This is a genomic window from Blastocatellia bacterium, assembly GCA_016713405.1.
Classification (GTDB): Bacteria; Acidobacteriota; Blastocatellia; order Chloracidobacteriales; family JADJPF01; genus JADJPF01.
The window spans coordinates 305001-329998 of the sequence record JADJPF010000006.1 but is presented as its reverse complement, the minus strand read 5'-3'; the positions used below and the strand labels follow the sequence as shown (position 1 = coordinate 329998).

20 protein-coding genes and 1 rRNA gene (1 of these 21 only partly in view) are annotated in these 24998 nt (G+C 36.0%); 13 read left to right on the top strand and 8 right to left on the bottom strand.

Going from position 1 to position 24998, the window contains the following annotated elements; all coding sequences use genetic code 11:
• Positions 1 to 46 precede the first annotated feature (46 nt).
• Both IPK14_10350 and IPK14_10345 read right to left on the bottom strand, forming a co-directional pair.
• Positions 47 to 451, bottom strand: a complete 405-nt coding sequence (locus tag IPK14_10350; GenBank protein MBK7993795.1) for a hypothetical protein — start codon at positions 449 to 451, stop codon at positions 47 to 49.
• Between the two features lie 61 nt (positions 452 to 512).
• On the bottom strand, positions 513 to 1676 hold the full coding sequence (locus IPK14_10345; GenBank protein ID MBK7993794.1) for a hypothetical protein: 1164 nt from the start codon (positions 1674 to 1676) through the stop codon (positions 513 to 515).
• A 235-nt stretch (positions 1677 to 1911) separates the two neighbouring features.
• On the opposite strand from IPK14_10345, the gene IPK14_10340 reads away from it, so the two are divergent.
• Both IPK14_10340 and IPK14_10335 read left to right on the top strand, forming a co-directional pair.
• Positions 1912 to 2283, top strand: a complete 372-nt coding sequence (locus IPK14_10340; GenBank protein MBK7993793.1) for a hypothetical protein — start codon at positions 1912 to 1914, stop codon at positions 2281 to 2283.
• 252 nt (positions 2284 to 2535) lie between these two features.
• Positions 2536 to 4941 carry a pentapeptide repeat-containing protein gene (locus IPK14_10335; protein MBK7993792.1) on the top strand — a complete coding sequence of 802 codons (2406 nt, stop codon included), beginning with the start codon at positions 2536 to 2538 and terminating at the stop codon, positions 4939 to 4941.
• A gap of 22 nt (positions 4942 to 4963) precedes the next feature.
• On the opposite strand, the gene IPK14_10330 is transcribed toward IPK14_10335, so the two are convergent.
• Positions 4964 to 5569: a hypothetical protein gene (locus tag IPK14_10330; GenBank protein ID MBK7993791.1), complete on the bottom strand. Its 606-nt coding sequence runs from the start codon at positions 5567 to 5569 to the stop codon at positions 4964 to 4966.
• Between the two features lie 184 nt (positions 5570 to 5753).
• Between IPK14_10330 and IPK14_10325 the strand changes: the two genes are divergently transcribed.
• A complete protein-coding gene (locus IPK14_10325) occupies positions 5754 to 6614 on the top strand; it encodes a class I SAM-dependent methyltransferase (protein ID MBK7993790.1) in 861 nt (286 codons plus the stop codon).
• Positions 6615 to 6681: 67 nt separating this feature from the next.
• On the opposite strand, the gene IPK14_10320 is transcribed toward IPK14_10325, so the two are convergent.
• Entirely contained in the window at positions 6682 to 8274 is a 1593-nt protein-coding gene (locus tag IPK14_10320) for a hypothetical protein (protein ID MBK7993789.1), read from the bottom strand.
• 377 nt (positions 8275 to 8651) lie between these two features.
• On the opposite strand from IPK14_10320, the gene IPK14_10315 reads away from it, so the two are divergent.
• From IPK14_10315 to IPK14_10285, 7 genes are all read left to right on the top strand, one after another.
• Positions 8652 to 9320, top strand: a complete 669-nt coding sequence (locus IPK14_10315) for a succinate dehydrogenase cytochrome b subunit (protein MBK7993788.1) — start codon at positions 8652 to 8654, stop codon at positions 9318 to 9320.
• The gene (locus IPK14_10310) at positions 9320 to 11233 is read left to right on the top strand and encodes a fumarate reductase/succinate dehydrogenase flavoprotein subunit (GenBank protein MBK7993787.1); all 1914 of its coding nucleotides are present in this window, start codon (positions 9320 to 9322) and stop codon (positions 11231 to 11233) included. Before IPK14_10315 ends, IPK14_10310 begins: the two co-directional genes overlap by 1 nt.
• Positions 11233 to 12006: a succinate dehydrogenase/fumarate reductase iron-sulfur subunit gene (locus IPK14_10305; GenBank protein ID MBK7993786.1), complete on the top strand. Its 774-nt coding sequence runs from the start codon at positions 11233 to 11235 to the stop codon at positions 12004 to 12006. The genes IPK14_10310 and IPK14_10305 overlap by 1 nt, the downstream gene beginning before the upstream one ends.
• Before the next feature lie 127 nt (positions 12007 to 12133).
• On the top strand, positions 12134 to 13438 hold the full coding sequence (hemL, locus tag IPK14_10300) for a glutamate-1-semialdehyde 2,1-aminomutase (protein MBK7993785.1): 1305 nt from the start codon (positions 12134 to 12136) through the stop codon (positions 13436 to 13438).
• Positions 13435 to 14505, top strand: coding sequence for a hypothetical protein (locus IPK14_10295; protein MBK7993784.1), 1071 nt, complete (start codon positions 13435 to 13437; stop codon positions 14503 to 14505). The genes hemL and IPK14_10295 overlap by 4 nt, the downstream gene beginning before the upstream one ends.
• 81 nt (positions 14506 to 14586) lie before the next feature.
• Positions 14587 to 15150, top strand: a complete 564-nt coding sequence (locus IPK14_10290) for a sigma-70 family RNA polymerase sigma factor (protein ID MBK7993783.1) — start codon at positions 14587 to 14589, stop codon at positions 15148 to 15150.
• Between the two features lie 16 nt (positions 15151 to 15166).
• Positions 15167 to 15958 carry a zf-HC2 domain-containing protein gene (locus IPK14_10285; protein ID MBK7993782.1) on the top strand — a complete coding sequence of 264 codons (792 nt, stop codon included), beginning with the start codon at positions 15167 to 15169 and terminating at the stop codon, positions 15956 to 15958.
• A gap of 64 nt (positions 15959 to 16022) precedes the next feature.
• Here the strand turns inward: IPK14_10285 and IPK14_10280 are convergent, their stop codons facing one another.
• From IPK14_10280 to IPK14_10265, 4 genes are all read right to left on the bottom strand, one after another.
• Positions 16023 to 16754 (bottom strand): enoyl-CoA hydratase/isomerase family protein, encoded by a 732-nt coding sequence (locus IPK14_10280; protein ID MBK7993781.1) that lies wholly within the window; start codon positions 16752 to 16754, stop codon positions 16023 to 16025.
• Positions 16754 to 17158 carry a cobalamin B12-binding domain-containing protein gene (locus tag IPK14_10275; protein MBK7993780.1) on the bottom strand — a complete coding sequence of 135 codons (405 nt, stop codon included), beginning with the start codon at positions 17156 to 17158 and terminating at the stop codon, positions 16754 to 16756. Before IPK14_10275 ends, IPK14_10280 begins: the two co-directional genes overlap by 1 nt.
• Positions 17159 to 17172: 14 nt before the next feature.
• Entirely contained in the window at positions 17173 to 17856 is a 684-nt protein-coding gene (locus IPK14_10270) for a response regulator (GenBank protein ID MBK7993779.1), read from the bottom strand.
• Positions 17857 to 18081: 225 nt separating this feature from the next.
• Entirely contained in the window at positions 18082 to 21459 is a 3378-nt protein-coding gene (locus tag IPK14_10265) for a methylmalonyl-CoA mutase family protein (GenBank protein MBK7993778.1), read from the bottom strand.
• Between the two features lie 277 nt (positions 21460 to 21736).
• On the opposite strand from IPK14_10265, the gene IPK14_10260 reads away from it, so the two are divergent.
• From IPK14_10260 to IPK14_10250, 3 genes are all read left to right on the top strand, one after another.
• The gene (locus tag IPK14_10260; GenBank protein MBK7993777.1) at positions 21737 to 22390 is read left to right on the top strand and encodes a proline dehydrogenase family protein; all 654 of its coding nucleotides are present in this window, start codon (positions 21737 to 21739) and stop codon (positions 22388 to 22390) included.
• Positions 22381 to 23622, top strand: a complete 1242-nt coding sequence (locus tag IPK14_10255; GenBank protein MBK7993776.1) for an alpha/beta fold hydrolase — start codon at positions 22381 to 22383, stop codon at positions 23620 to 23622. The genes IPK14_10260 and IPK14_10255 overlap by 10 nt, the downstream gene beginning before the upstream one ends.
• A 627-nt stretch (positions 23623 to 24249) precedes the next feature.
• A 16S ribosomal RNA gene (locus IPK14_10250) occupies positions 24250 to 24998 on the top strand; it runs 805 nt beyond the window's last position.

Here is a 24998-nt window from a genome sequence, read left to right as displayed (position 1 = left end):
TTTCCTGTTTTTGAAAAGACTTAGGTTTAGTCTAAGAAGTTGGATTTTAATCTGGTAAATACTTGCTTAATGTGCGATTAACAGCACTAAAAACAGCCTTTACAGGTGTGTGCATTATGGGTAGGGAAACTAAATTGCTACCAGAAATATATTTATCTTTATTATTTTCAGTAACCTTAATTACTACAATAAAAATTCCCATCTCTGTTTTATGTGAATAGGTTTGCCCAGCATCAGCTAAAGATAACTTTACACTGCTAGGAAGTAGATAATTAATAGCTTTTACTGTTGCCACTGCCATAGATTCAAAATTATTATCTTCAGAATGAGAAATAACTTCACCAGTAAAAACTTGCTCATGAAAACTGATTGTAACTTTTAAGTGCCAACGGTTGTCGGGTAAGGCTATACAATCAGCACCTCTAAGTTTAAGGCGTTCTAAATTAGCCATAGATTTGGGCCATCCTTATTAAGTAAAAATTATAGGGCGTATTATTTAAGCTATTTTAAGCCTAATAGAAACCTAAAGCACGAAATTTTATTTCATTTAAGAAATAATCATATAAAGTTAGATCCTCATGCGATCTATCATACCCAACTAACTCTACATAAGCCCGTCCTGTGGTAGGTTTACCTGAAAAAGTGCCATTAACCGTATTTGCACCTTCCCAGTAAACAACCATTGTTGATCCTCGTGTGTCTAGTTCTTGGCAACGTAAAACAGGATCAATATTTAATTCAGCTTCTAGTGCTGGGATACGTAATTGCCACCCACTAGGATAAGTTGTATTAGTAATAGGACTAGTCCATTCACCAGTTGGGATAATAGAAAATTCATCTAAGCCAAAACGTCTTGTTAGGCCTTCTGCATCAATTAATGTTGCTTCAGAATAGCGGGTAGGTTTTCCATCCATTCCACGAATAATAAAAGCCATAATTTCTTGATTATTATCAAGTTGTAGTGCAAACCAGTCCCAACCTTGGACTTTTTCTTTCATTGTCCAAGTTCCAAATTCATGATCCATCCAGGCTGAACCTGTTACAGAGTAATGCTTTTCTCCAATAAATAACTCTCCATTAGCTTCAAATCGTGTGTAGGAAAGATAATAAGATGCCTCACCTGCATCTTTATAACTTAAACCATCTTCACCTTGTTTAATTATGGGTTTGGTTGGCTTAAGCACTAATTCTAGTTGTGTTTTATTCATAGTAGCAGTAAGGATATGATGACCATTTACCTCACGAACTCGCCAATTATCTAACCAAACGTTATGGCAGTCTGTAGATGCTCCAGCAGGTCTACTTCCATCAAGCGATCGACGATGAGCATAACGAAATTGTTTTGCATTAATGTCTGTAATTGCAAAATGAGCATAATAACTTATAGGAGTAAGTACACGCATAGGGATAATTTTGCCTAAGCGATCCAAAGCTGTCTGACGCTTAAAAAAAACCAGTTCAAAACCAAATTGAGCATCTCCACTTTGTAAGTGTCCTGTGTAATACCACCATTCTGTTTGTACATCATCATGTGCAAAGGTGTCACGAGGTAGTTCAACACTGCGATCAGGATGCGCTTTTGATAAGGCTTCGGCTGGGCCAAAAATTACTTCTACCACACTATCAACAACTTGCGTGGCTGCCTTTTCTAAATCTTCTAAGATTTTGTCTAACACAGTCTTAACTCCTTAATGGAAAATTAGGGCTATTTTATTCCCTTTTCTTACTTCAAGAAATAGCTAAACCAGAATGTTTAAGAATTTTCGGAAAAAAGAAAAATTTTCTCCAATTTTCTGCGAACTTTTATTTTCAAGTCTCGTTAACGGTGTTAACTTTCTTGTGGATGTTAATTCAAAAAATATAATTTAATAAATCAACTTTGTTAACTTAGGTTAGATTAAGGGAGGATGTATGAAAAAATTTGCTAGCTTGGTAATGGCTTTGGTAGTAACAGTTTTATTTTCCGCTAATTTAGCTTTAGCTGAAATTAAAGAGAAAAAAGTAGATTTTAATAGAGATGTAGTAGTTAATGGAACTGTAGTAAAAAAAGGTAAATATACAGTTAAGTTTGATGATCAAACAAATGAAATGACTATTTTGAAGGGTGATAAAGTAATAGCTAAATCTAATGCTCGCAAAGGCTTACGCAATGTTAAAGCTGCGACAACAGAAATAATGGTAGTTAGAAAAGATAATGATAGTATTTTGAAAGGAATTATTTTAGAAGGGGATCAAGAAACTATCCTACTAAGCAATGATACTGTAAATACTTCTCCTCAATAAAATAAAATAGAGTGCATTTTTTTAAGGGCAAACGAGGGGAATTGATAGGCTGATAGGTAAGAAAAACTATCAGCCTTTTTTATTTGTTGTATAAAGTAATTTTGCTAATAGGAAAAATGATTTTTTGCTTTAAGAATCTTGCTTGCGTGTGTTTGAGCTTACTGTTAAGATAGCCTTCTTGTTAGATACCTTATTTTAAAGATCAACTATTTTAAGTAAACCAAATATATTCAACAATTTAGGAGGAAAGTCATGTCTGCTTCTGGTAAAGACGGGCAAAAAGCGGCAGAGCCTCAACGCGCAAACCTACAGGGGGCAAATCTACAAAGAGTTAATCTAAGTAATGCCAAACTCAATGGTGCTAGCTTTGTTGGTGCAAATTTAAGCGGTGCAACACTAATGAAAACTGAGCTAGTAGGAGCAAATTTACAAAGAGCTAATCTTTCTGGTGCAAATCTTAGCGAAAGTAATTTAACAGGTGCAAATTTACAAGCTATTAATTTAACAGGCGCAACCCTGGCAAAAGCTAATTTAAGCAAAGCAAATCTACAAAATGCTGAACTAAGCGGTTGCAATTTAAGTGAATCAAATTTAATAGAAGCAAATTTAATAGAAGCAAACCTGACAGAAGCAAAACTAGTAAAAGTTAATATTCAAGCTGCTACTTTAAGTAGAGCTAATTTGACTAAAGCACATATGGCAGAAACAAATCTAAAAGGTGCTGATATGTCAGAAATTAACGCTAGTGAAACAGAATTTAGCCGAGCTAATCTTTCACAAGCCAATTTACTTAAAGCAAACTTAGAAAATGCTAAATTATCAGGAACAAAGTTTAACCAAGCTGTTTTATCAGAAGTTAATATGAAAATGGCTGAGGCTGATCAAGCCATTTTTGAAGGTGCAGATCTAACAGGTGCTAATCTAACTGAATTAAAAGCTAATCAAGCTAATTTTCAAGGGGCTAAATTAAGTAGTGCCAAATTAACCAAAGCACATTTGGCAGGAGCTACACTTCAATTAGCAGACTTAAAAAATGCTCATCTAACAGGAGCAAATTTAGCAGGAGCAAATTTAAGTGATGCTGTTTTAGAAGAAGCAGATCTTAAAGAAGCAAGCTTAAAATCTGCTGTTTTGCTAGGAACGAATCTTTCTAAGGCAAATTTATCTCATAGTAATCTTAGCGAAGCAAATCTAAGAGGAGTTATTGCACAAGGAGCAGATCTTTCACACGCCCATTTAACAAAAGCTGATCTAACAGGCGCAGACTTAAGCACGAGCCAAGCAGAACAAGCAGATTTTTCACACACTAGGTTAGATAACATTAATTTAACTGGTGCTAACTTAAAATCCGCTAACATTCAACATGCTTCTTTGCTACAAGCAAATCTTTCAGATGCAAATCTTTCACAAGCAAATTTAACAGGTTCAAATCTTTCACAAGCAAATTTAAGCAAAGCAAATCTTTCACATACAAACTTTGGAGGTGCAACTCTAGCAAAAGCAAATTTAAGTGAAGCAGTTTTGCAAGAAGCTAATCTATCAGGTGCAAATTTAGCTGAAGCAGATTTGTCAGGTGCAGATCTATCAGGTGCAGACCTTGCAACCCTGTTTATGGCTATGAGTGGGGTTTCAATTCCTTTTGAAGCAGAACCAACACCAGAACCAGTTGAAGAACTTGTTACTGAAGTGGCTACACCAATTGCAGAAACAGTTAACACCCCAGAACCAGCTATAGCTGAAGAAGAGACCTCTCCAGTTGCTGAAACAACTTCTACATCAATAGAAGAAGCCAAAACAGAAACTCTTTCAGAAGAAATATCTATAAGCTCAGAACCTGTTGCAGAAGTTGCTGGAGGCTCAGAACCTGTAGCTGAAGAACAAACTTCCACCAGGCCATCAACCTTATCTGATATGCCAGCCGTAATAGTTGATGAAACTGTTGCTAGTGCAGTCCAAGTGCCAGAATCTTTACCAGAATCTTTACCAGAATCTTTACCAGAAATGTTAGAAATGCCAGATTTGCCAGAAATGTCTCAACCCGATAGTAGCAATGAGCCAGAACAAACAAATGAAGTTACAAGTGATGAAGAAGCAGATCAAAAGCCAATGTTTGAGGCTACAATAGCACTAACAAAAGACAAAATCGGTGTAGGTGTTCCATTAATGCTTGAACGCTCAGACACAATCCCTCTAAAACCAGAAGCTATTGGTACTAGCTCCTTAGCGGATATTTTAGGCTTAAATGAGGAAATGCAAGGACTTCCTTCTCCAGAACAAATAGAGGTAGCAAAAAGACCTGTTGCACCTCCACCACCAAAAATAACTCCTTTGCCCAACCCAGCTAAAGAAGAAAAAAACCAACCTCAACGCATGACAACAACTAATCCAAAACCAGTTAAACTTCCTCCAGAAACTGAGGAAAGAAAGAAAGCTCGTCATACTGCACGAGGTCTTGTTTCTCAAATGTTTGCTTCTAATCGTAAAGTCGTCCAAGATGCTTTACGTAAGGGAACATTTTATGAATCACTAAAGGAGCAATTAGCTAGTGCTAGAAAAGAGTATGAACGCCAAATTTCTCGCCAAGTACGCGAAGAATTTGACTATTTCCAACTTGAACTAGATGTCAGAATCCAGGCTATGAAGAAAGAAATTAACTAAATTTAATTTTCCTAAAAATTCCTTAATGCCTAGTTTTACTAGGCATTTTTTGTTTAATTACCCATAAACTTATTAAAATAATAACTATAACTAACACTATCCCCCATAAATAATTAGTTATAGATGATTTGCTAGTTGCTTGATTTACACTAATTTCAATAGGGATTTTTTCAGCAATGATAATATTAGGAATAATTACCTGTGTATTTAGGCCAGGTTTTGACATTAGCAGAGTTAGTTTATAACGTCCTGTTTTAGGAAAACTTACTTCTGCTAAATAATTACCTGCTGCTTCTGTTGCTAATGCGTTGCTAAATAAAGGTTTTATCTGTTCTGATGGATCTTGTTTTTCTAAAACAAGGTTAAAAACTGCTGTAATGTTTACACCTGTAATAGGTTGGTTATTTGCTAAATCTGTTAACAGTATTTCCATTAAAAGACGTTCTTTAGGCAACTGACTAGGATATTTAACAACAACTTTTAGATTACTGCTTTTTGCCCCTCTAACATTTAACTTTCCTTTAGGGGCAATTTCTGTATTTGTTATGTTATCTGCTTCGTCATGAGCTAAAACACTAAGTGAAATTAAGTAGCTACTTAGACTTATCAAAAGCGTTAGTAGTAACATGCAGATTGGCTTGGAAAAAATAATTTTTGAGGGCATAATAACCTGTCTATTTGGCTTTAGCTAAAAAGCTAACAATCTGCCTAAAATTCTAGCTTTTAATTTAACTTAAATTAAGGGAATTTAGCATAATGACTAGTTTATTTACTGGCAAGTAGAAATGTATTGATATATGGAGAAGAAGTAAGTGAGTACAGAACAAAGAAAACTTTGGGAAAAAGAAACACATGAAAATAAAGTAGAATCCTTTTATGGCTGGGGCGTAGACAATTTTGGAGATTTCCATAATGGTTATCTAAACTTTGGATTATGGGAAAGCGGCCTAAAAACCTATTTAGAAGCAGCAGAAAATATGGTTCATCGTATTGCTACAATTGCAGGTGTTAACCAAAATAGCCATTTGTTAGATGTAGGTTTTGGTATGGGAACACAAGATGTTTATATTTTAGAAAAATTTAGCCCACGCAAAATAGATGGTTTAGATGTTACTTGGAAACACGTTGAATTAGCTCGTAGACGTGCAGAAAGATTTAAGTGTGGCGATCGAGTAGAGTTTCATCATGGTACAGCAACAAAAATTCCTTTTCCTGATGGCTATTTTACTAATGTAATGAGTATTGAAGCACCTGAACATTTTGACACTCGCCAAATGTTTTTTGAAGAATCCTATCGTGTGCTTAAACCAGGTGGTGTTATTGGAATAGCTGATTATACGCTAAAACGCGAGCCAAGAAATTTTATCGAAAAAGCTGTACTAGGTGCGGTTGTTTCTCTATGGAAAGTTCCTCAAGATAATGTTTACTCTACAGAAACTTACCGACAACGCTTAGCTAAAGTTGGATATAAAAATATTGATATTCAAGAGGTAGGAGCTTTAACTATACCCGGCTACTACTATGAACAAAAACGCCCAGAAGTTAAGGCAGAACTAGCTAAAATTCGCGGTTTTGTAGCAGGACGACTTGGTTTTATTATTGATATTTTTCTCTTCCAAGCTTATCAATACGGACTTTTAGAGTACATACTTGTACATGCAGAAAAGAAATAAATATTAAAAACCAGCTTAAATTGTGTTTTTACTTTAAGCTGGTTTTCCTGACATAGTTATTCTTGTTTTAGTTAATATACTCTTTATGGTTGTGAATAACAGCTACGCTATCTTCCCCCGGGCCATAAAATAGAGGTTCTCCGCAATCAGAACAGTAAGTTTTAGGTAAAATCCCTTCTAAAACTGTTACTTCTGCTTCAATTTCACTAGCTATTGCAACAATTGCTGTAGAAATATCTTCTGGATCATCTAAATCTGGGTTAATTGTCCAAAGATAATGGAAAAATGCTGGTTTGTTTGTGTCGCTATAAAGTGCTAAACGTACCTCTTCTACAGATTCATCTTCTCCATGTAAAGAAAGGAAAATTTGTGGAGTAAATAACTCCTCTCCATTTGTTTCTGTTAGTAATTGAGCTATTGCATTATGTAAATCTATTTGTAATGGTAATATTCTTCCCAAAGAACTGCCTAATCTGGGGATATCCCATAATTCTATTGCAGAAGGATTAACAAATATTCCTGAGGGTAATTCAATGCCATTATGCTCAAATTCTTTTACTAATGCTTTTTCTACCTTCTCCCAAGCTTTTTCTCTTGTTTTTAATGCTTTTTCTGTTAATTCCATCTCTTCAAAATCAAAAAGCTCTTCTTCTAACTCTATAGCGTCTTCCTCAGAGGCTAAAACTACTCCACAAAGAACCCTCATAAGCAAACAATATTGAGGAACATCATCAGAAATTTCTGTTTGAGAGATTACCGATGGCTTTTTATAGTTTTTGGTTAATGGTGATAAATTAGTTGTTGATTGTGAAAAATAGGCTAAATAACCTTGTAAATACTCCATCACAGCAGATTCTTGAAGCCATTCCTCATGGTCAACATGGTAGAGATGAGGATCAAGTAAAATAAAAGGTTTATCATTTAACCCCAAAGCTTTACGAATGATTTTTTCTTCTAATAATTTATTAACTACTTTAGGGATTACGCTTGGTACTTTAGATAGTTTTTCTTCAGGAATTGGTACTAAAAACGAAATAGCAAAAGGTATTAGCTCAAATTCTTCCATTTTTGCTTTTCCCTTGCTTCCCATAACTGGCAACACAGCCGGATAACGATAACCTACATCTTTTAAGATAAAATCTAATGAATCAAAAGCAGTTTCTGATAAATCTTCATTATTCATTATTTCACGAACTAAAGATTCTTTTTTATTTTCTACCATCCATTGCACTAAATCCCAAAGCTCTAAAGGTAAATCATCGCTTTCATCTTCTATAGTTAAAGCTAATTTATAGATTTTTGCTAAATTTTCTTCTGCTAAATTTTGTTTAACTGCTGTAGGCTTTTTATTATTACCAGGAAACTTTACTACTTTATCTACTTTATCTACTTTATTTATAGATTTATCTGATTTGTTAAGTTTGTTAGCACTATCAATAGTTTGTTTTGATTTTATTAATAATTTTTCTTGTTTTTCATAAAGATTGTTAATCCAATTAGATACAGGTAATTTTCCTGGTTGCTTGGAGATTTCCCAGCTATTTGCAAGCGAATTAGGACTTAGTTTTAGAGCTTTTGCTTTCTTAATCAACTCTTCAGACAATTGGCAAAGCTGTTTTACTTCTGTCCAAGTGTAATTTTTTTTATTCTTTGATTCCATAATAAACTCCCTAGGTGATTATTCTGCCTGCCAAGTATCTCAAAAAATTACATGGATTTAAGGCAACGCTAAAAAATAGATCTAAATTTTAGGTATCTCATAGCAGAAAGCTTTATGCAAGGTTAGTTAGCTACTAATTTGAGGTTAAAAATAAGTATAAAAGCTTAGGTTTTGGTGAATTTAAGATAATAGGCTATCTTAACACTATCAAAGCAAAATCACAGCCTGAAAAATTGGGGTTACTTTTGCCCTAAAATATATATAATAGAAAAGCGGAGTACTAACTAATAATTAAAAACTATGTAACAAGTTGAAAAATAAGGGATATTCAGTAACCATTGCTGATATTAATTTCTTGTTTGTAGGAGAAAATTAAATTGGATAAGCTACTTGCTCTTTACAAAAGTTCATTAGGCAAAAAATATATTATGGCTATTACTGGTCTAATGGGCTTTGGTTTTGTGCTAATGCACATGCTTGGTAATTTGCAAATTTACCAAGGCCAAGTTAATGGCGTTTATACATTAGATAAATATGCAGAAACCTTAAGATCTTTTGGCCCAATGCTTTATATTGCTCGTATAGGCTTACTAACTATAGTAATAGTACATATTGTTGCTGCTTGGCAGCTAACAGCAATGAGTCATAGAGGCCGACCTGTAAAATACCATAAATGGGTAGCAACAGGCTCAGATTATGCGTCTCGCACTATGCGTGTCAGTGGGCCAATACTTCTACTTTTTATCATTTACCACCTATTAGATTTTACCTTTGGCACTGTTAATCCAGGTTTTCAAGCTGGACATGTTCATGAAAATGTAGTTCGTAGTTTTTCTAATCCTTTTATTTCCATTTTCTATATTGTTGCAATGCTTTCACTTGGAATACATATATATCACGGCTTATGGAGTTTATTTCAAACTCTAGGAGCAAACAACCCTAAGTATGATGGCTTAATCCGTGCTTTTGCAGCATCAAGTACTGTCTTAGTTGTGGTTGGAAATATTTCTATTCCCGTCTGTGTAATGTTAAAGGTGGTGAACTAATGAAATTAGATGCCAAAATACCTTCTGGCCCAATTGAAAAGAAATGGGATAAACACCGCTTTGATATGAAGTTGGTTAACCCAGCCAATAAACGAAAATATACTGTAATAGTTGTTGGATCTGGGCTTGCTGGTGGTTCTGCTGCCGCTTCAATGGCTGAACTTGGTTATAATGTTAAATGTTTTTGTTACCAAGATAGCCCACGCCGCGCCCATAGTATTGCAGCTCAAGGAGGTATCAATGCAGCTAAAAACTACCAAAATGATGGCGATAGTATTTATCGCTTGTTTTATGACACGGTTAAAGGTGGAGATTTTCGCGCTCGTGAAGCTAATGTTTACCGTCTAGCTCAAATTAGTGTCAATATCATTGATCAATGTGTTGCTCAAGGTGTTCCTTTTGCTCGTGAATATGGCGGACTATTAGCTAATCGCTCTTTTGGTGGTGCGCAAGTTTCCCGTACTTTCTATGCTCGTGGTCAAACAGGACAACAACTTTTACTAGGTGCTTATCAAGCTCTTTCCCGCCAAATTCATTTAGGGAAAGTAAAAATGTTTCCTCGAACAGAAATGCTAGATGTAGTTTTAATAAATGGTCAAGCACGAGGAATTATTACTAGAGATTTAGTTACAGGCAAAATAGAAGCTCATTATGGAGATGCTGTAGTTTTAGGAACTGGTGGTTATGGTAATGTTTTTTACCTTTCTACTAATGCTAAAAACTCTAATACTACAGCTATTTGGCGAGCCTTTAAGCGGGGTGCTGGGTTTGGCAATCCTTGTTATACACAAATTCACCCTACTTGTATTCCTGTAAGTGGAGATTATCAATCAAAACTTACCCTAATGAGCGAATCGCTTCGTAATGATGGTCGTATCTGGGTGCCAAAACAAAAAGGTGATAAACGTCCTGCACAGCAAATTCCAGAAGATGAGCGGGATTATTATTTAGAAAGAAAATATCCTAGCTTTGGTAATCTTGTTCCTCGTGATGTGGCTTCTCGTGCTGCAAAAGATGCTTGTGATGATGGCCGAGGCGTTGGAGATACTGGTTTAGGGGTTTACCTAGATTTTGGTGATGCAATCAAACGCTCAAGTGAAAATGTGATTCGGGAAAAATATGGAAATCTTTTTGATATGTACCAACGAATTACAGATGAAAATCCTTATAAACAACCTATGCGTATTTATCCTGCTGTCCATTATACCATGGGTGGTTTATGGGTAGATTATAACCTAATGAGTACAATTCCAGGGCTATTTGTAATTGGAGAAGCAAACTTCTCTGATCATGGAGCAAATCGACTTGGAGCTAGTGCTTTGATGCAAGGGCTTGCAGATGGTTATTTTGTTATTCCTTATACTATTGGTAACTATTTTGGTACTAACACTTTAGAAAAAGCTGACACATCTCATCCAGCCTTTAAGCAAACTGAAACAGAAGTTTTAGATAGAATTAAAAAGCTACTTTCAATTAAAGGTAAGCGAACTGTAGATTCTATCCATCGTGAACTAGGAAAACTAGTTTGGGATAAATGCGGAATGGCCCGTAATGCTGAAGGGTTAAAAGACGCTCTAGAAAAAGTACCTGCTATCAAAGAAGAATTTTGGAATAATGTTAATGTTGTTGGTAGTGGTGAGGAATTTAACCAATCGTTAGAAAAAGCAGGGCGTGTAGCAGACTTTTTGGAACTTGCAGAGCTAATGTTTATGGACGCTCTAGAACGTGAAGAATCTTGTGGCGGTCATTTCCGTACCGAGTACCAAAGCCCAGAAGGTGAAGCAATGCGTAATGATGAACAGTTTAGCCATGCGGCTGTTTGGGAGTATCAAGGCGACGGCCAAAAACCCCTCCGACATAAAGAAGAACTTTCATTTGAATATGTACATCTTGCACAACGGAGCTATAAATAATGAATCTAGTGCTATATGTTTGGCGACAAAAAAACGCGCAAAGTGCAGGTCAAATGGTGCGTTATGATGCAAAAAATGTTAGTCCAGATATGTCTTTTTTAGAAATGCTGGATGTAGTCAACGAAGAATTAATTGCTAAAGGCGAAGACCCTATAGCTTTTGACCATGATTGTCGGGAAGGTATTTGTGGTTCATGTGGTGTAATGATCAATGGTCAAGCTCATGGGCCAAAGAAAGCTACTACAACTTGTCAACTTCATATGCGTTCATTTAGTGATGGTGCAGAAATTTATATTGAACCTTGGCGAGCAAAAGCTTTTCCAGTAATAAAAGATTTAGTTGTAGATCGTTCATCTTTTGACAGAATTATTCAATCAGGCGGCTATATCTCTGTTTCAACTGGAAATGCTGCTGATGCTAACGCTCTACCTGTACCAAAAAGTAATGCTGATCGTGCTATGGATGCTGCTGCTTGTATTGGTTGCGGTGCTTGTGTAGCGTCTTGTCCTAATGGTTCAGCTATGTTATTTACTTCTGCTAAAATTGCTCACTTAAACTTACTTCCTCAAGGTCAACCAGAACGAAAAGAAAGAGTATTAAATATGGTTGATACCATGGATGCAGAAGGATTTGGTAGTTGCACTAATCATCGTGAATGTGAGGCTGCTTGTCCAAAAGAAATTGACATAGATTTTATTGCTCGAATGAACCGCGATTATTTTTGGGCTAGCTTAACTTACCAAAAACCAAGTGCGCGTGGTGGTGGTGAGTAAATCTAACAAAATAAATATCTTAAAAAATAACCTCCAACAATAGTTGGGGGTTATTTTTTGTTGTCTTAAAATCAAAAATCTATCAGTAAAACTTAAAAACAATCAACAAAACAATTGGAGGTCAATGATGTCAGAAAATAAGCATGTAGCTGGGGAGCGATCTGCTTCACTATTTGCTAAAGCACAACAACATATACCAGGAGGCGTTAATAGCCCTGTTCGTGCCTTTCGTGCTGTAGGAGGTGGGCCGCTCTTTATTGCTAAAGCTTCTGGAGCAGAAATAACTGATGCCGATGGACGAACATATATTGATTATGTTGGATCCTGGGGGCCAATGATCCTTGGGCATGCTCATCCAGAAGTGGTTGCAGCTATTCAAGATGCTGCAACTCGTGGCACTTCCTACGGCGCACCAACAGAACTTGAAGTTGAATTTGCAGAAGAAATTAAACTAGCTGTCCCATCAATAGAAAAAGTTCGCTTGGTTAGTTCTGGCACAGAAGCAACAATGAGTGCTATCCGTCTAGCACGTGGTTTTACTGGTAGAGATAAAATTGTTAAATTTGTTGGTTGCTATCATGGTCATAGCGATGCACTTTTAGCTAAAGCTGGTTCTGGTATTGCAACTTTTGGACTACCTGATTGCCCCGGAGTACCAGCCGAAACCGTTAAACACACTTTGACCTTACCTTTTAATGATGAAACAGCTTTAGAACTTTTATTTCAAGAAATCGGCTCAGAACTTGCAGCCGTTGTTTTAGAGCCTGTTCCAGGAAATATGGGCTGTGTCCTTCCTAAAGTAGAGTTTTTAGAAAAATTACGCAAATTAACCACTAAATCAGGCACCTTGTTAATTTTTGATGAAGTTATTACAGGTTTTCGCCTAGGTCGTGGCGGCGCACAAGGTCTTTATAATATAAAACCAGACCTAACTTGTTTAGGAAAAATCATTGGTGGAGGCTTGCCAGTAGGGGCTTTTGGAGGACGTTCTGACATAATGGACTTTCTTGCTCCTGTTGGATCAGTCTATCAAGCTGGCACTTTGTCAGGTAATCCTTTAGCTGTTACTGCTGGACTTGCTACATTAAGAATCTTAAAAGATGAGTCAATTTATACAAAATTAGCTGAAAAAACGTCTCAACTAGTTACTTCAACTGTGAATGCAGCAAACGAAGCAGGCGTTCCAGTAACAATTAACAAAATAGGTTCAATTTTTACTTGTTTCTTTACTAAACAGGAAGTAACAGATTGGGACTCAGCTAAAACATCAGACACGGCTAAATTTGGGCGGTTTTTCCGTGAAATGCTAAGAGCAGGCATTTATATGGCACCATCACAATTTGAGGTCGGTTTTGTTGGTGCTGCTCATACAGATGAACACTTAGAACGTACAGCCATAGCAGCAAGAAAAGCTTTTAAGGCAATCTCATGAAAATAGTAAGTACTAATGATAAAGGTAAAATAGTAGTCAATTTTATTATTTTGCTTAGCTTAATAGTTTCTAGCCCTCTAATAGTGCCTGCTTGGTCAGGAAAAGGGCATGTAATTATTACTCGAATGGCAGTTAAATTGTTATTGGACGATTCTAGCATTCCAACGGAATTAAAGAATATTCTTAAAGAAGGCTTAAACGGTGAAAATAAAGTAAATGAACTAAAAACTTATGTTATTAGTGATAATAATGAGCGAGTTTTTGATCACGGCCTAGATAGCTTTTCTGTTCGTCCAGATGATTTAACTGCTACTAAATCACCTGTTCCAGCCTTTAATAGCACTGAACCACTAATGCACTACCTGGATAGCGAATTTTTCCAAACAGATGTTACCCGCCAAAAATTTGCTTTAGATGGCTCAAACAAAATAAAGCCTAGTGATCTGCCGCGAGATCCCAAAGATAAACGCTATCAAGAGGCGGGTTTTATTACTTTTCGCACTGAACAAAGTTATAAAAGCCTTGTGTCTAGTTTTAAGGAAAATTATTCTAATGACCAAGTTTTTCTTTGGATTGGCTATTTATCTCATTATTTATCTGATGCTTACCAACCTTATCATTCAACTGTAGATTATCAAGGCTATGAATGTTTATGTAATCAAGCATTAGAAAAAAAACATAATTTCCATCCAGCTTTAGAAGGTCTACTTTTTAGAGATAAAAATATTGTAGGACAAAAAAATCGTGCAAAATATTGGGAATATTTTTCTAATGAAGTTTCTAAACTTAATACTAGTGAAAAAGCACAACTCCTTGATCCATATTTAGTTACACAAGATGCTTTGCTCTCAGGTTATGATTATCTGCCTATGCTTTGTCGTGCGGCTGATAAAGCATTTAAGGAGCAAAAACTTGATGCTAATGTATGGTTTAACTATCAGGACAAAGTAAATAATCAGGAAACTACAGTTTTACAGCTAAAAGCAGAAAGAATGGCACAGGCAACCGTCAAGCTAAAGTTTTTGATCCTACAAGCTTGGCAAGAGGCAAATAAAAAAGTTCCATAAATCGAAGGATTTTCCAAACTTTTTATTTTTGCTATAACTCTTAACTTTGCAGCGACAAGGCAAAATCTGGAGTGCCGCCAAATGGAACTTACGGACACGGAAATTATAGAGCGAACACTCAATGGTGAGCCAGAAGCCTTTAATACGCTGGTTCGGCGGTGGGAGCGTCAAATTTACTCATTAGCGTTTCGGATGCTTGGACGTGATGAAGAGGCTTATGATATTTGCCAAGAAACCTTTTTATCTGCATATCGAAACTTAAGTAAATTTCGGGGTGATTCAAAGTTTTCATCTTGGCTTTATAGAATTGCAATTAATTGTTGTCATAATCGTATACGCTCACGAGGCCATAGTGATATTTCTTTAGACCAACAATTAGAAAATCAAGGATTTGAACCTGTAACAGATACAGAAAATCTAACAGATGGTCTTCAACGTGAACAAATTGCTGAACTAGTAAGACGCGGTTTAGCTGGACTTCCACCAGATATGCGACAAGTAATAGTAATGAAGGAATATCAAGGGCTAAAGTTTCAAGAAATAGCAGAAATTCTTAATATTCCAGTTAGTACAGTAAAAACCAGGCTCTACACAGGGCTAGAACAATTAAAACAGCGTTTAAGCCACTTAAAAAGTATTCTCTAGGATGCGAGGAAATATTATGAACGGCTATAAAAAAGAATGTTCACGTAAAGAAGATTTAATTACTTATCTTTATGGAGAATGCACGCCAAAGGAAGAAAAAGAGTTTAAGCTACATCTACAAGAATGTAGTAGCTGTAAACAAGAAGTTGGTGAACTTGGTATGCTGCGGCAAAATCTACAAGCCTGGAACATGCAAGAAACTCCTAGAGTCGTCTTAGATTTAGCTAATGAACGTCCTCGCGCTCGCTCATTAAAAGAAATTTTACAAGAACTTTCTAGCGTGCTACCTGCATGGTTTAAGTTTGGAACTGGTTTTGCGACGGCTTGCGCTGGTATTTTACTAATGCTAGCTGTTTTTAATACCCAAATTCGCTATGACCAAAATGGTTTTAGTTTCCAAGTTGCTTTATTTAGTAGCCAAACTACAACACAAAGCACTAATACTTCAACAAATGATGAAGTCACCCGCGCTTTAGTAGCAAAAGTTTTAAGTGAAAAAGAAGCAGAACTTAACCAAGCCCTAGAAGCAAAACGCTCACAAATAGAAACAGAACTCAAAAAACAAATAGACACCTTGTCAGGCGAGCTTTCAGAAAAAAGTAATTCTCAACTTTCAAAAGCTTCTTTAGAGCTAAAACGCCAACATCGTGCCGAACTTGAAAAAGCCTTAAATCAATTGCAACGCCAACGTAACCAAGATATTAATACTTTTGAAGATGATCCATTTAATCTTTGGGGTGGAGTTAATGAAAAAGTTTTACAAAAGGCTGTTGAAAACGGCTATGGATCCTATCCATCTGGAAATTAATAATATTTAGAGACAATATCAAAAAATAAAAATAGCCAAGAATTATAGAATCTCTTGGCTATTTTTATTTTGAGCTAATTAATTTGTGGTAACGATTAAGCAGCAAATTAGCTTGTGGCTCTTTGAGATCGCTTGCTAAACGAGTTAATTTTTTGACCTTACTAATATGATCTTTTCCTAATTGAACAATATCTAAAGCTTTTTCTAAGGCTAATTCATAAGCTGTAGAGTTATCAGCAAAATCTTGAATTAGTCCACAGTCCAAAGCTTGTAAAGCATTGATCCGATCAGCCGTTGCAAATAACTCTGTTGCTTTTTGCATTCCAATTAATTTGGGTAAACGGTAAGTTCCTCCAAAACCTGTAATAATCCCAATATTAGCCCCAGGATGAGCAAATATTGCTTGTTTAGAAGCATAGCGCAAATCACAAGACAAGGCTAAATCTAAACCTCCTCCCATACAATAACCATCTATTGCAGCAATTACTAGTTGAGGAGCGTTACAAATTGTACGAAAAAGGTTTCCACCTAAAAGGGAAAAATCTACTGCTATGTGAGGTGTTAAAGCCAGTAATTCCTTAATGTTAGCTCCTGCGGCAAAGGCTTCTCCTAAACCGCGTAACACGATTAGAGTTGCAATATTATTTTGACTAAGTTGCTTAAATGTTTTTGTAAGTTCTTTTAGAGTTTCAATACTTAATGTATTACGAAGTGCAGCACGATTAAGCGTTACTACAAAGATTCTCTCATCATTGGTAGGTTGTGAAACTAGTAGGTTAGGTTCAATAGGTGTCATTATTCACGGGGTTTCACATTTTCACGTAAGAATTTTACTGCATCATCTGTTGATGCACCAGGTGTAAATATTTCTGATACACCTAATTCTTTAAGCTTAGCAATGTCTTCATCAGGGATAATTCCGCCACCAAAAATTAAAATATCGTCTAAGCCTTTTTCATGAGCTAGTTCAACGATTTTAGGGAATAATGTCATATGTGCGCCAGAAAGAATTGAAATGCCAATAGCATCAACGTCTTCTTGAAGTGCTGCTGTAACAATTTGCTCTGGAGTTTGGCGAAGACCTGTATAAATTACTTCCATTCCTGCATCTCTAAGAGCGCGAGCTACAACCTTAGCACCACGATCATGACCATCTAGGCCAGGTTTAGCAATTAATACACGAATTTTATAATCTGACATTTTTGTTTACCTAGTTAATTTTGCTTAATTGCTCGGCTAATATCCATAGCCATAGTTATTTGATCTGTTATTTCTTCAGCCTGGAAAGAAAAGCAAAGCAAAGGAGATTGCATAATTTCTCTTACAGCAGCTTCTCCTATTAAATTCTTAAATTCTGCATGCACTGCATGCCCATTTTCAAAAAAGATAACCCCTTCATCATTAGGGCGGGAACTGGTGGTTAGCTTGCCGCTTAAAGCATGAAATACAACCATTTCAATAAATTGCGGTAAACTAAGTTGCAACAAAGGGTTAGAATTAGGTAGTTGTGTTCCTGAAGATGCTTGTTTATGACGTAGCAAAACATGGTTTACTCTAAGAAGAAGTTCCTGAACCGCAAAAGGCTTGCCTAAATAGTCGTCGGCTCCTACTTTGATACCTGCTAAACGTTCTATATCCTCACGTTTGCCACTAAGAAAGATAAAAGGAATTTCTTTTAATTCAGGATCAAGGCGGACTAATTGACAAAATTCTAAACCACCTATCCCAGGCATCATGACATCGCAAACAATTAAATCAAAATAGCTGTTTTCTTTTAGTAACTTCATTGCAGCAATAGCACCATTTACTTCTGTTACTTCATGTCCGCCTGCTTCTAAAGAAAGTTGTGCTGCTAACCTCACCTCATCTTCATCATCTACTACTAAAATTCTTGACATTAATTATTGCTCCAAGCTAATGATAATATTAACTTTATGTTTCTAGCATACAAAGCCAGTTTGTATGAATTATAAAAATTTCTTAACTAGTTCAAGCCCTTGATGATAGTGTAGGCTAGGATAAAGTGTCAATAAACAAATTCTTCTATTATTAGAAATAAGAATCTCTAAGCTATTAAAATTCAAGAACTTGTAATCACTAAAAAGATAAAATATAACCACAACCTACATATTTCTTCTATACTGCCCACCAACTTCAAATAATGCTTTAGTGATTTGTCCAAGAGAACAATATTTAACGGTTTCCATTAGAGTATTAAATATATTGCCATTTCTAATAGCTGTTTCCTGTAACTCTTTAAGCATTTGCTGGCCTTTTTCACCGCTAGCTTTCCAAAGATTTTCAACTGTACTTATTTGAAATTCCTTTTCTTCTTTAGTACTGCGAATTACTTCTTCAGGAATAATAGTTGGCGAACCTTTACTAGATAAAAAGGTATTTACACCAATTATTGGATATTCTCCAGTGTGTTTTAGTGTTTCATAATAGAGACTTTCTTCCTGTATCTTACTTCGCTGATACATAGTTTCCATTGAACCTAACACGCCGCCACGCTCACTAATTCTATCAAATTCACTTAATACAGCCTCCTCAACTAAATCCGTTAACTCTTCAATAATAAATGAACCTTGCAAAGGGTTCTCATTTTTAGCTAACCCTAGTTCACGATTAATAATCAACTGTATTGCCATAGCACGTCTAACGCTTTCCTCTGTTGGTGTAGTAATAGCTTCATCATAAGCATTTGTATGAAGGCTATTACAATTATCATAAATTGCATAAAGTGCCTGTAAAGTTGTTCGGATGTCGTTAAAATCAATTTCTTGAGCATGTAATGAGCGGCCCGAAGTTTGAATATGATATTTTAACATTTGTGAACGTTCATTAGCATTATACTTATGTTTCATTGCTTTAGCCCAAATACGGCGAGAAACTCTACCAATAACGCTATATTCGGGATCTATACCATTGCTAAAAAAGAATGATAAATTTGGTGCAAAACTGTCGATATCCATTCCTCTGCTTAGGTAATATTCTATAAAAGTAAAACCATTTGCTAAGGTAAAAGCAAGTTGTGATATAGGGTTAGCTCCTGCTTCAGCAATATGATAACCGCTTATTGAAACTGAATAAAAATTACGCACATTGTGATCAATAAAATATTGTTGCACGTCCCCCATTAATTTAAGGGAAAATTCTGTGCTAAAAATACAAGTATTTTGTGCTTGATCTTCTTTTAATATATCAGCCTGAACAGTTCCACGAACCTGAGATAAAGTCTTAGCCTTGATTTTTTCATAAACTTCTTTTGGTAAAACCATATCACCGCTAACACCAAGTAACATTAAGCCTAAACCATCATTTCCATCAGGCAATGAGCCATTGTATTTTGGACGAACTACACCTTTTGCTTTGTATATCTCATCTATTTTTTGCTCTACTTCTTTTTCAAGATTATTTGCTTTGATATATAACTCACATTGCTGATCAATAGCTGCATTCATAAAAAATGCTGTAATAATTGCAGCCGGGCCATTGATTGTCATACTGACAGAGGTTTTAGGATCAGCTAAATTAAAGCCACTATATAGCTTTTTAGCATCATCCAAACAGCACACACTTACACCAGAATTTCCAACTTTGCCATAAATATCTGGACGATAATCAGGGTCATTTCCATAAAGTGTTACACTGTCAAACGCCGTGCTTAAACGCGCGGCAGGCAAACCCTTACTTACATAATGGAAACGTTTGTTGGTACGCTCTGGCCCTCCTTCACCGGCAAACATACGGGTTGGATCTTCACCTTCTCGCTTAAATGGATAAATTCCAGCCGTATAAGGAAACTCTCCTGGGAAATTTTCCTGTAAACTCCATTTTAATATATCACCCCAAGATCTAAATTTAGGTACTGCTACTTTAGGAATTTGTGTATGTGATAATGATGTATGGTGAGTTTTTATTTTTATTTCTTTATCTCTTACCTTAAAAATATAGTATTCATCTTGATAAAGCCTTTTACGCTGCTGCCAAGTATCAAGTAGTTTTTTATTATGACCATCAAGGTCTAATTCAATTTGGGCATACTGTTCTTCTAAAGCTTTTACTAACAACTCTTTATCTGCTACTTTGTTTTCCTTAATAACAGAAATAGTATTTTTTATACTATATAACTTTTCTGCAATTTCAGATTGTAGCAATGCTTTTTTATCATAATTTCGGTTATTTTCTGTAATTTCGCTTAAATAGCGTGTTCGGCTTGGAGGAATTATAAAGATTTTTTCACTTGTTCCAGTTGTTATAGTAGATTTTAACCTTAAATCAGCACTGGTTTTTTCAACTAACTTGTCCATAACAGCTTTATATAAAGTATTCATCCCAGGATCATTAAACTGTGCTGCAATCGTTCCATAAACAGGTATTTTCTCGTCTGATATGTCCCAAAGGTTATGATTGCGTTTATACTGCTTTTTTACATCTCGAAGAGCATCTAATGCACCTCGTTTATCAAATTTATTTAATGCAATAATGTCGGCAAACTCAATCATATCAATCTTTTCCAACTGAGTCGCTGCTCCATATTCTGGAGTCATCACATATAAACATACATCGCTATGCTCAGTAATTTCTGTATCGCTTTGTCCTATCCCAGCGGTTTCTAAAATTACTAAGTCATAACTAGCAGCCTTCAATATATCAACAGCATCTTTTACATGTTTTGAAAGTGCTAAATTGCTTTGACGTGTTGCCATACTACGCATAAATACTCGACTATTTGAAATAGAATTCATTCGTATACGATCACCAAGCAACGCTCCTCCTGTCCTGCGTTTAGATGGATCAACTGAAATAATAGCAATTTGCTTATTTGGAAAATCAATTAAAAACCGTCTAACTAGTTCGTCTACTAGTGATGATTTACCTGAGCCTCCAGGCCCAGTTATACCTAAGACAGGAACCTTTGCTGCTACTGCTATTTCACGCACTTGTTTAAGTTCAGTTATGCTTTCTTCATATCGGTTTTCCGCCGCAGAAATAAGCTTAGCAATGGATTTATGACTTTTATCTTTTATATGAGTTACTTCGCCATTTAAGCTGGCTACAGTTGCAAAGTCTGACTTTCTTAGTAAATCATTTATCATGCCTTGCAAACCTAAAGCCCGACCATCATCAGGGCTATAAATTCGAGCAATCCCATATTTATGTAATTCTTCTATTTCATTGGGTAGAATTACGCCTCCACCACCACCAAAAATTTTTATATGACCGCATCCACGCTCTTTCAGCAGATCGTACATATACTTAAAATATTCAACATGCCCGCCTTGATAGCTAGTTATAGCTATAGCATTAGCGTCTTCTTGAATAGCACAATTTACTACGTCTTGTACGCTGCGATCATGTCCTAGATGAATTACCTCTGCTCCGCTGCTTTGCATAATGCGCCGCATAATATTTATTGCTGCATCATGCCCATCAAAAAGGGCGGCGGCTGTAACTATTCGTATTTTATTTTGTGATTGATAAGGTAGTGTTTCCATAGCTTTAATTTAAGTAAGTTATAAAAGTAATTTGGTATGTGTAAATAGAAAAATAAAAACACAAAGCCTCAAAGAATGCAAATCTAATTCGGGCCAAGTTCTTTGTTCACAAGAATATTATAATTTTTGCTACTTTGATAAAACTTAAATTACTGGAGATTTTTTTAACTTTTACCACTAAGTATTTAATTATTATAGAGAAGTTGATTTCTTTTGATTGCTTGGTGTAGCATCTTTTTCGCTACTATCTCTGCGGTGTAGGTTAAAAATAATTTTTATGATTACCAAAGATGCTCTTTTATATTTATCTAAACAAGAAAGCCTAAAAAATGTCTTAACTAATATTAGTTTATTTAAAAAAATTACAGATCGCTTTGTTGCTGGTGAAACTATTGAAGAAGCTGCTGTAGCTGTAAAAGAACTTAATAAACTTAATATTAGTGTTACTTTTGACCATTTAGGAGAAGCTATCAAAAGTGAAGCAGAAGCAGAAGCAGAAGTTGTTGAATATGGAAAAATCTTAAGTAAAATTGATAAAGACGGACTAAACTCTAATGTTTCCCTTAAACCTACTCAATTAGGGTTAGCAATAGATCCTGAGCTAGGGCTACGTAATATCAAACGAGTGGTAGAAAAAGCTAGAGCTTATAATAATTTTGTCCGCATAGATATGGAAGATACACCCTACACGACAGCTACTATTGATATGTTTAAAAAGCTGCGACAAGAATATGACAATGTAGGCATAGTTATCCAAGCTTATCTTTATCGTAGTAAGGAAGATATTCAAGATTTACTAAAATGCAATGCTAGAATTAGATTATGTAAAGGTGCTTATGATGAGCCAGCTACAGTAGCGTTTCCTAAAAAGATAGACACAGACAAAAATTATCATGAAAAATTTCTTCTTAGGATAAACAAGTGGAAATAAAAGATATTTTAGAACTGTTGGGACAAACTATAGACACCATAGAGTCTTCAAGGGAAAGTGTAAATAATCGTTGTAAAAGAGAATTTTACCGGGGTGTTGTTCGTGTAGTTAATGCAATGAAACTCTTAACAGGAAGCAAATATTTGACTAGGTTTGAGCGTACACCATCCGAAGTTGTAATGAGTGATCGACAATTTAACTTAAAACGATTTTGGCAAGACTATCAAGACTCTCATTATACTCCTATTTTATTTATTCCTCCTCTAATGGTTACACCTCAAATCTATGATCTACGTCCAAGACATAGTTTTGTTAGACACCTGATGAATTATGATTTTGATGTTTTTATGCTGGATTTTGGCGCACCTACTAAACGCGATAAAACTATTTGCCTAGATGATTATGTACGCAATATTGGACAAGCTATTAATCGGATCTGTGAATTAACTGCCTCACCTAACGTTAGTCTAATTGGTTATAGTATGGGAGGAATATTTAGCAATATTTTTGCTGCTTTAGATGAAGGCGATCAAGTTAAAAATATTGTTGCACTTGGATCCCCTTGTGACATTAGCCGCTGGCCTACTTATGGAGAACTAGCAAAAACTATTAACCAGCCGATCAATTGGATTGCAGATACTTTGGAAGGTGTTCCAGCCTATGTATCAAGGGGTATGTTTGAAATGATGAAGCCTCTTAATACCATCACACTACCTGCAAATTTAATGTTTAACCTTTGGGATGAAGAATATATTGAAGGTTATGAAGCTATGGAAAAATGGTTTGATGACTTTGTTACTTACCCTAGAGACGCATTTAAGCAGTTTTTTAATGAAATAATTACACAAAATAAACTCTTTACAGGTAAGTTAATTATAAGAGATAAAAAGGTTGATCTAGGTAAAATTAAAGCTGCTTATTTAGTGTTAGCTGGAAAACAAGATTTTCTAGGGCATCCTGAATCGGTACGTCCAATAATTGATGTAATTAGCAGCAAAGACAAAACCTACTATGAAGTATCTGGCGGTCATTTAGGTATGTTAGCTGGTAAAGGCTCTAGTGATACTTGGGAATTTATTGCTCAATGGTTAATGGCTAGATCAAAACGAAAATCCAAATTAAAAGCTTATTCTAAACTCAGTGGAAGCAATGGAAAAACTGATCTCAATAATATAACCCAAAAAGTCCCTGTTAAGAAAAAGAAGTTAAATAGTGCAAAATCAATAAGTTAAACTTATTTTAAACTATTGTCTCCAACTTTTAAGGCAACTAGTTGTTGACAGAAAAGAAAATGCGAGTAGAATCGCAATTTCCTCTTTGAAAAGCCATTAAATTTATCAATTGATGAAACAAAAATAGTGGCAGAAAATCAGGAAAAAGGGGTTGCAAAGAAAAAGCAGTGAGAGTAATCTAACAAACGCTGCAAGTAAAAAGGTAGTAACCTCAAAAGCTATTTGCAAGAGAAAATCCTAACAACCAAAACTAACTTAAAACTTAGTGAGAACTAAGCTTAAAGATATTTTTGCTTTAATTGTTTAAGATGGTTTTAGAAGCTAGGAAGTCAATGAAAAGTTTTCGGAAGAAGTTAAAAAAGCCGGAAAAAAGTTGACGAAAAGAAATAAAAAAGTATAATCAAAACTTTCCGGCGGTAGAAAAAATTAAATCTGAATACGGAATTAATTATTCTAAAGCACAAGTTCTTTATAAAAAATATTTAAGTATAAATATTAAATATTGATGTTTGAAAACTGAATAGGTAAGGAAGTAATCACACGTCATTTTTTTGAGAAGTAAACAATAGCCAAGATATGCAAACTGTTTAGTCTTGAGATAAGACTAATAAAAGCAAAAAGATTTTTTTGACTGAGAGTTTGATCCTGGCTCAGAATCAACGCTGGCGGCGTGCCTAACACATGCAAGTCGAACGCGAAAGGGAGCAATCCTGAGTAGAGTGGCGTCCGGGTGAGTAACACGTGAATAATCTACCTGCGGGTGGGGAATAACTTTCCGAAAGGAAGGCTAATACCGCATAAAATCTAGTTGGGGTAGCCTAGTTAGATCAAAGAGGGGGGATCGTAAGACCTCTCGCCTGTAGAGGAGTTCCGCGGCTGATTAGCTAGTTGGCGGGGTAAAGCCCACCAAGGCGACGATCAGTAGCCGGCCTGAGAGGGCGGTCGGCCACACTGGCACTGAAATACGGGCCAGACTCCTACGGGAGGCAGCAGTGGGGAATTTTGGGCAATGGCCGAAAGGCTGACCCAGCAACGCCGCGTGAAGGATGAAATTTTCGGAATGTAAACTTCGTAAATTAGGAAAGAATAAGTTTGTACTAATACTGCAAGCGATGACGGTGCTAATGTAAGCCCGGCTAACTCCGTGCCAGCAGCCGCGGTAATACGGGGGGGGCAAGCGTTGTTCGGAATTATTGGGCGTAAAGGGCGCGTAGGCGGTCAGACTAAGTCGAATGTAAAATACCAAGGCTTAACCTAGGCAGGTCGTTCGATACTAGTCGACTAGAGTGTGGAAGGGGTTGCCGGAATTCCTGGTGTAGCGGTGAAATGCGTAGATATCAGGAGGAACACCGGAGGCGAAGGCGGGCAACTGGGCC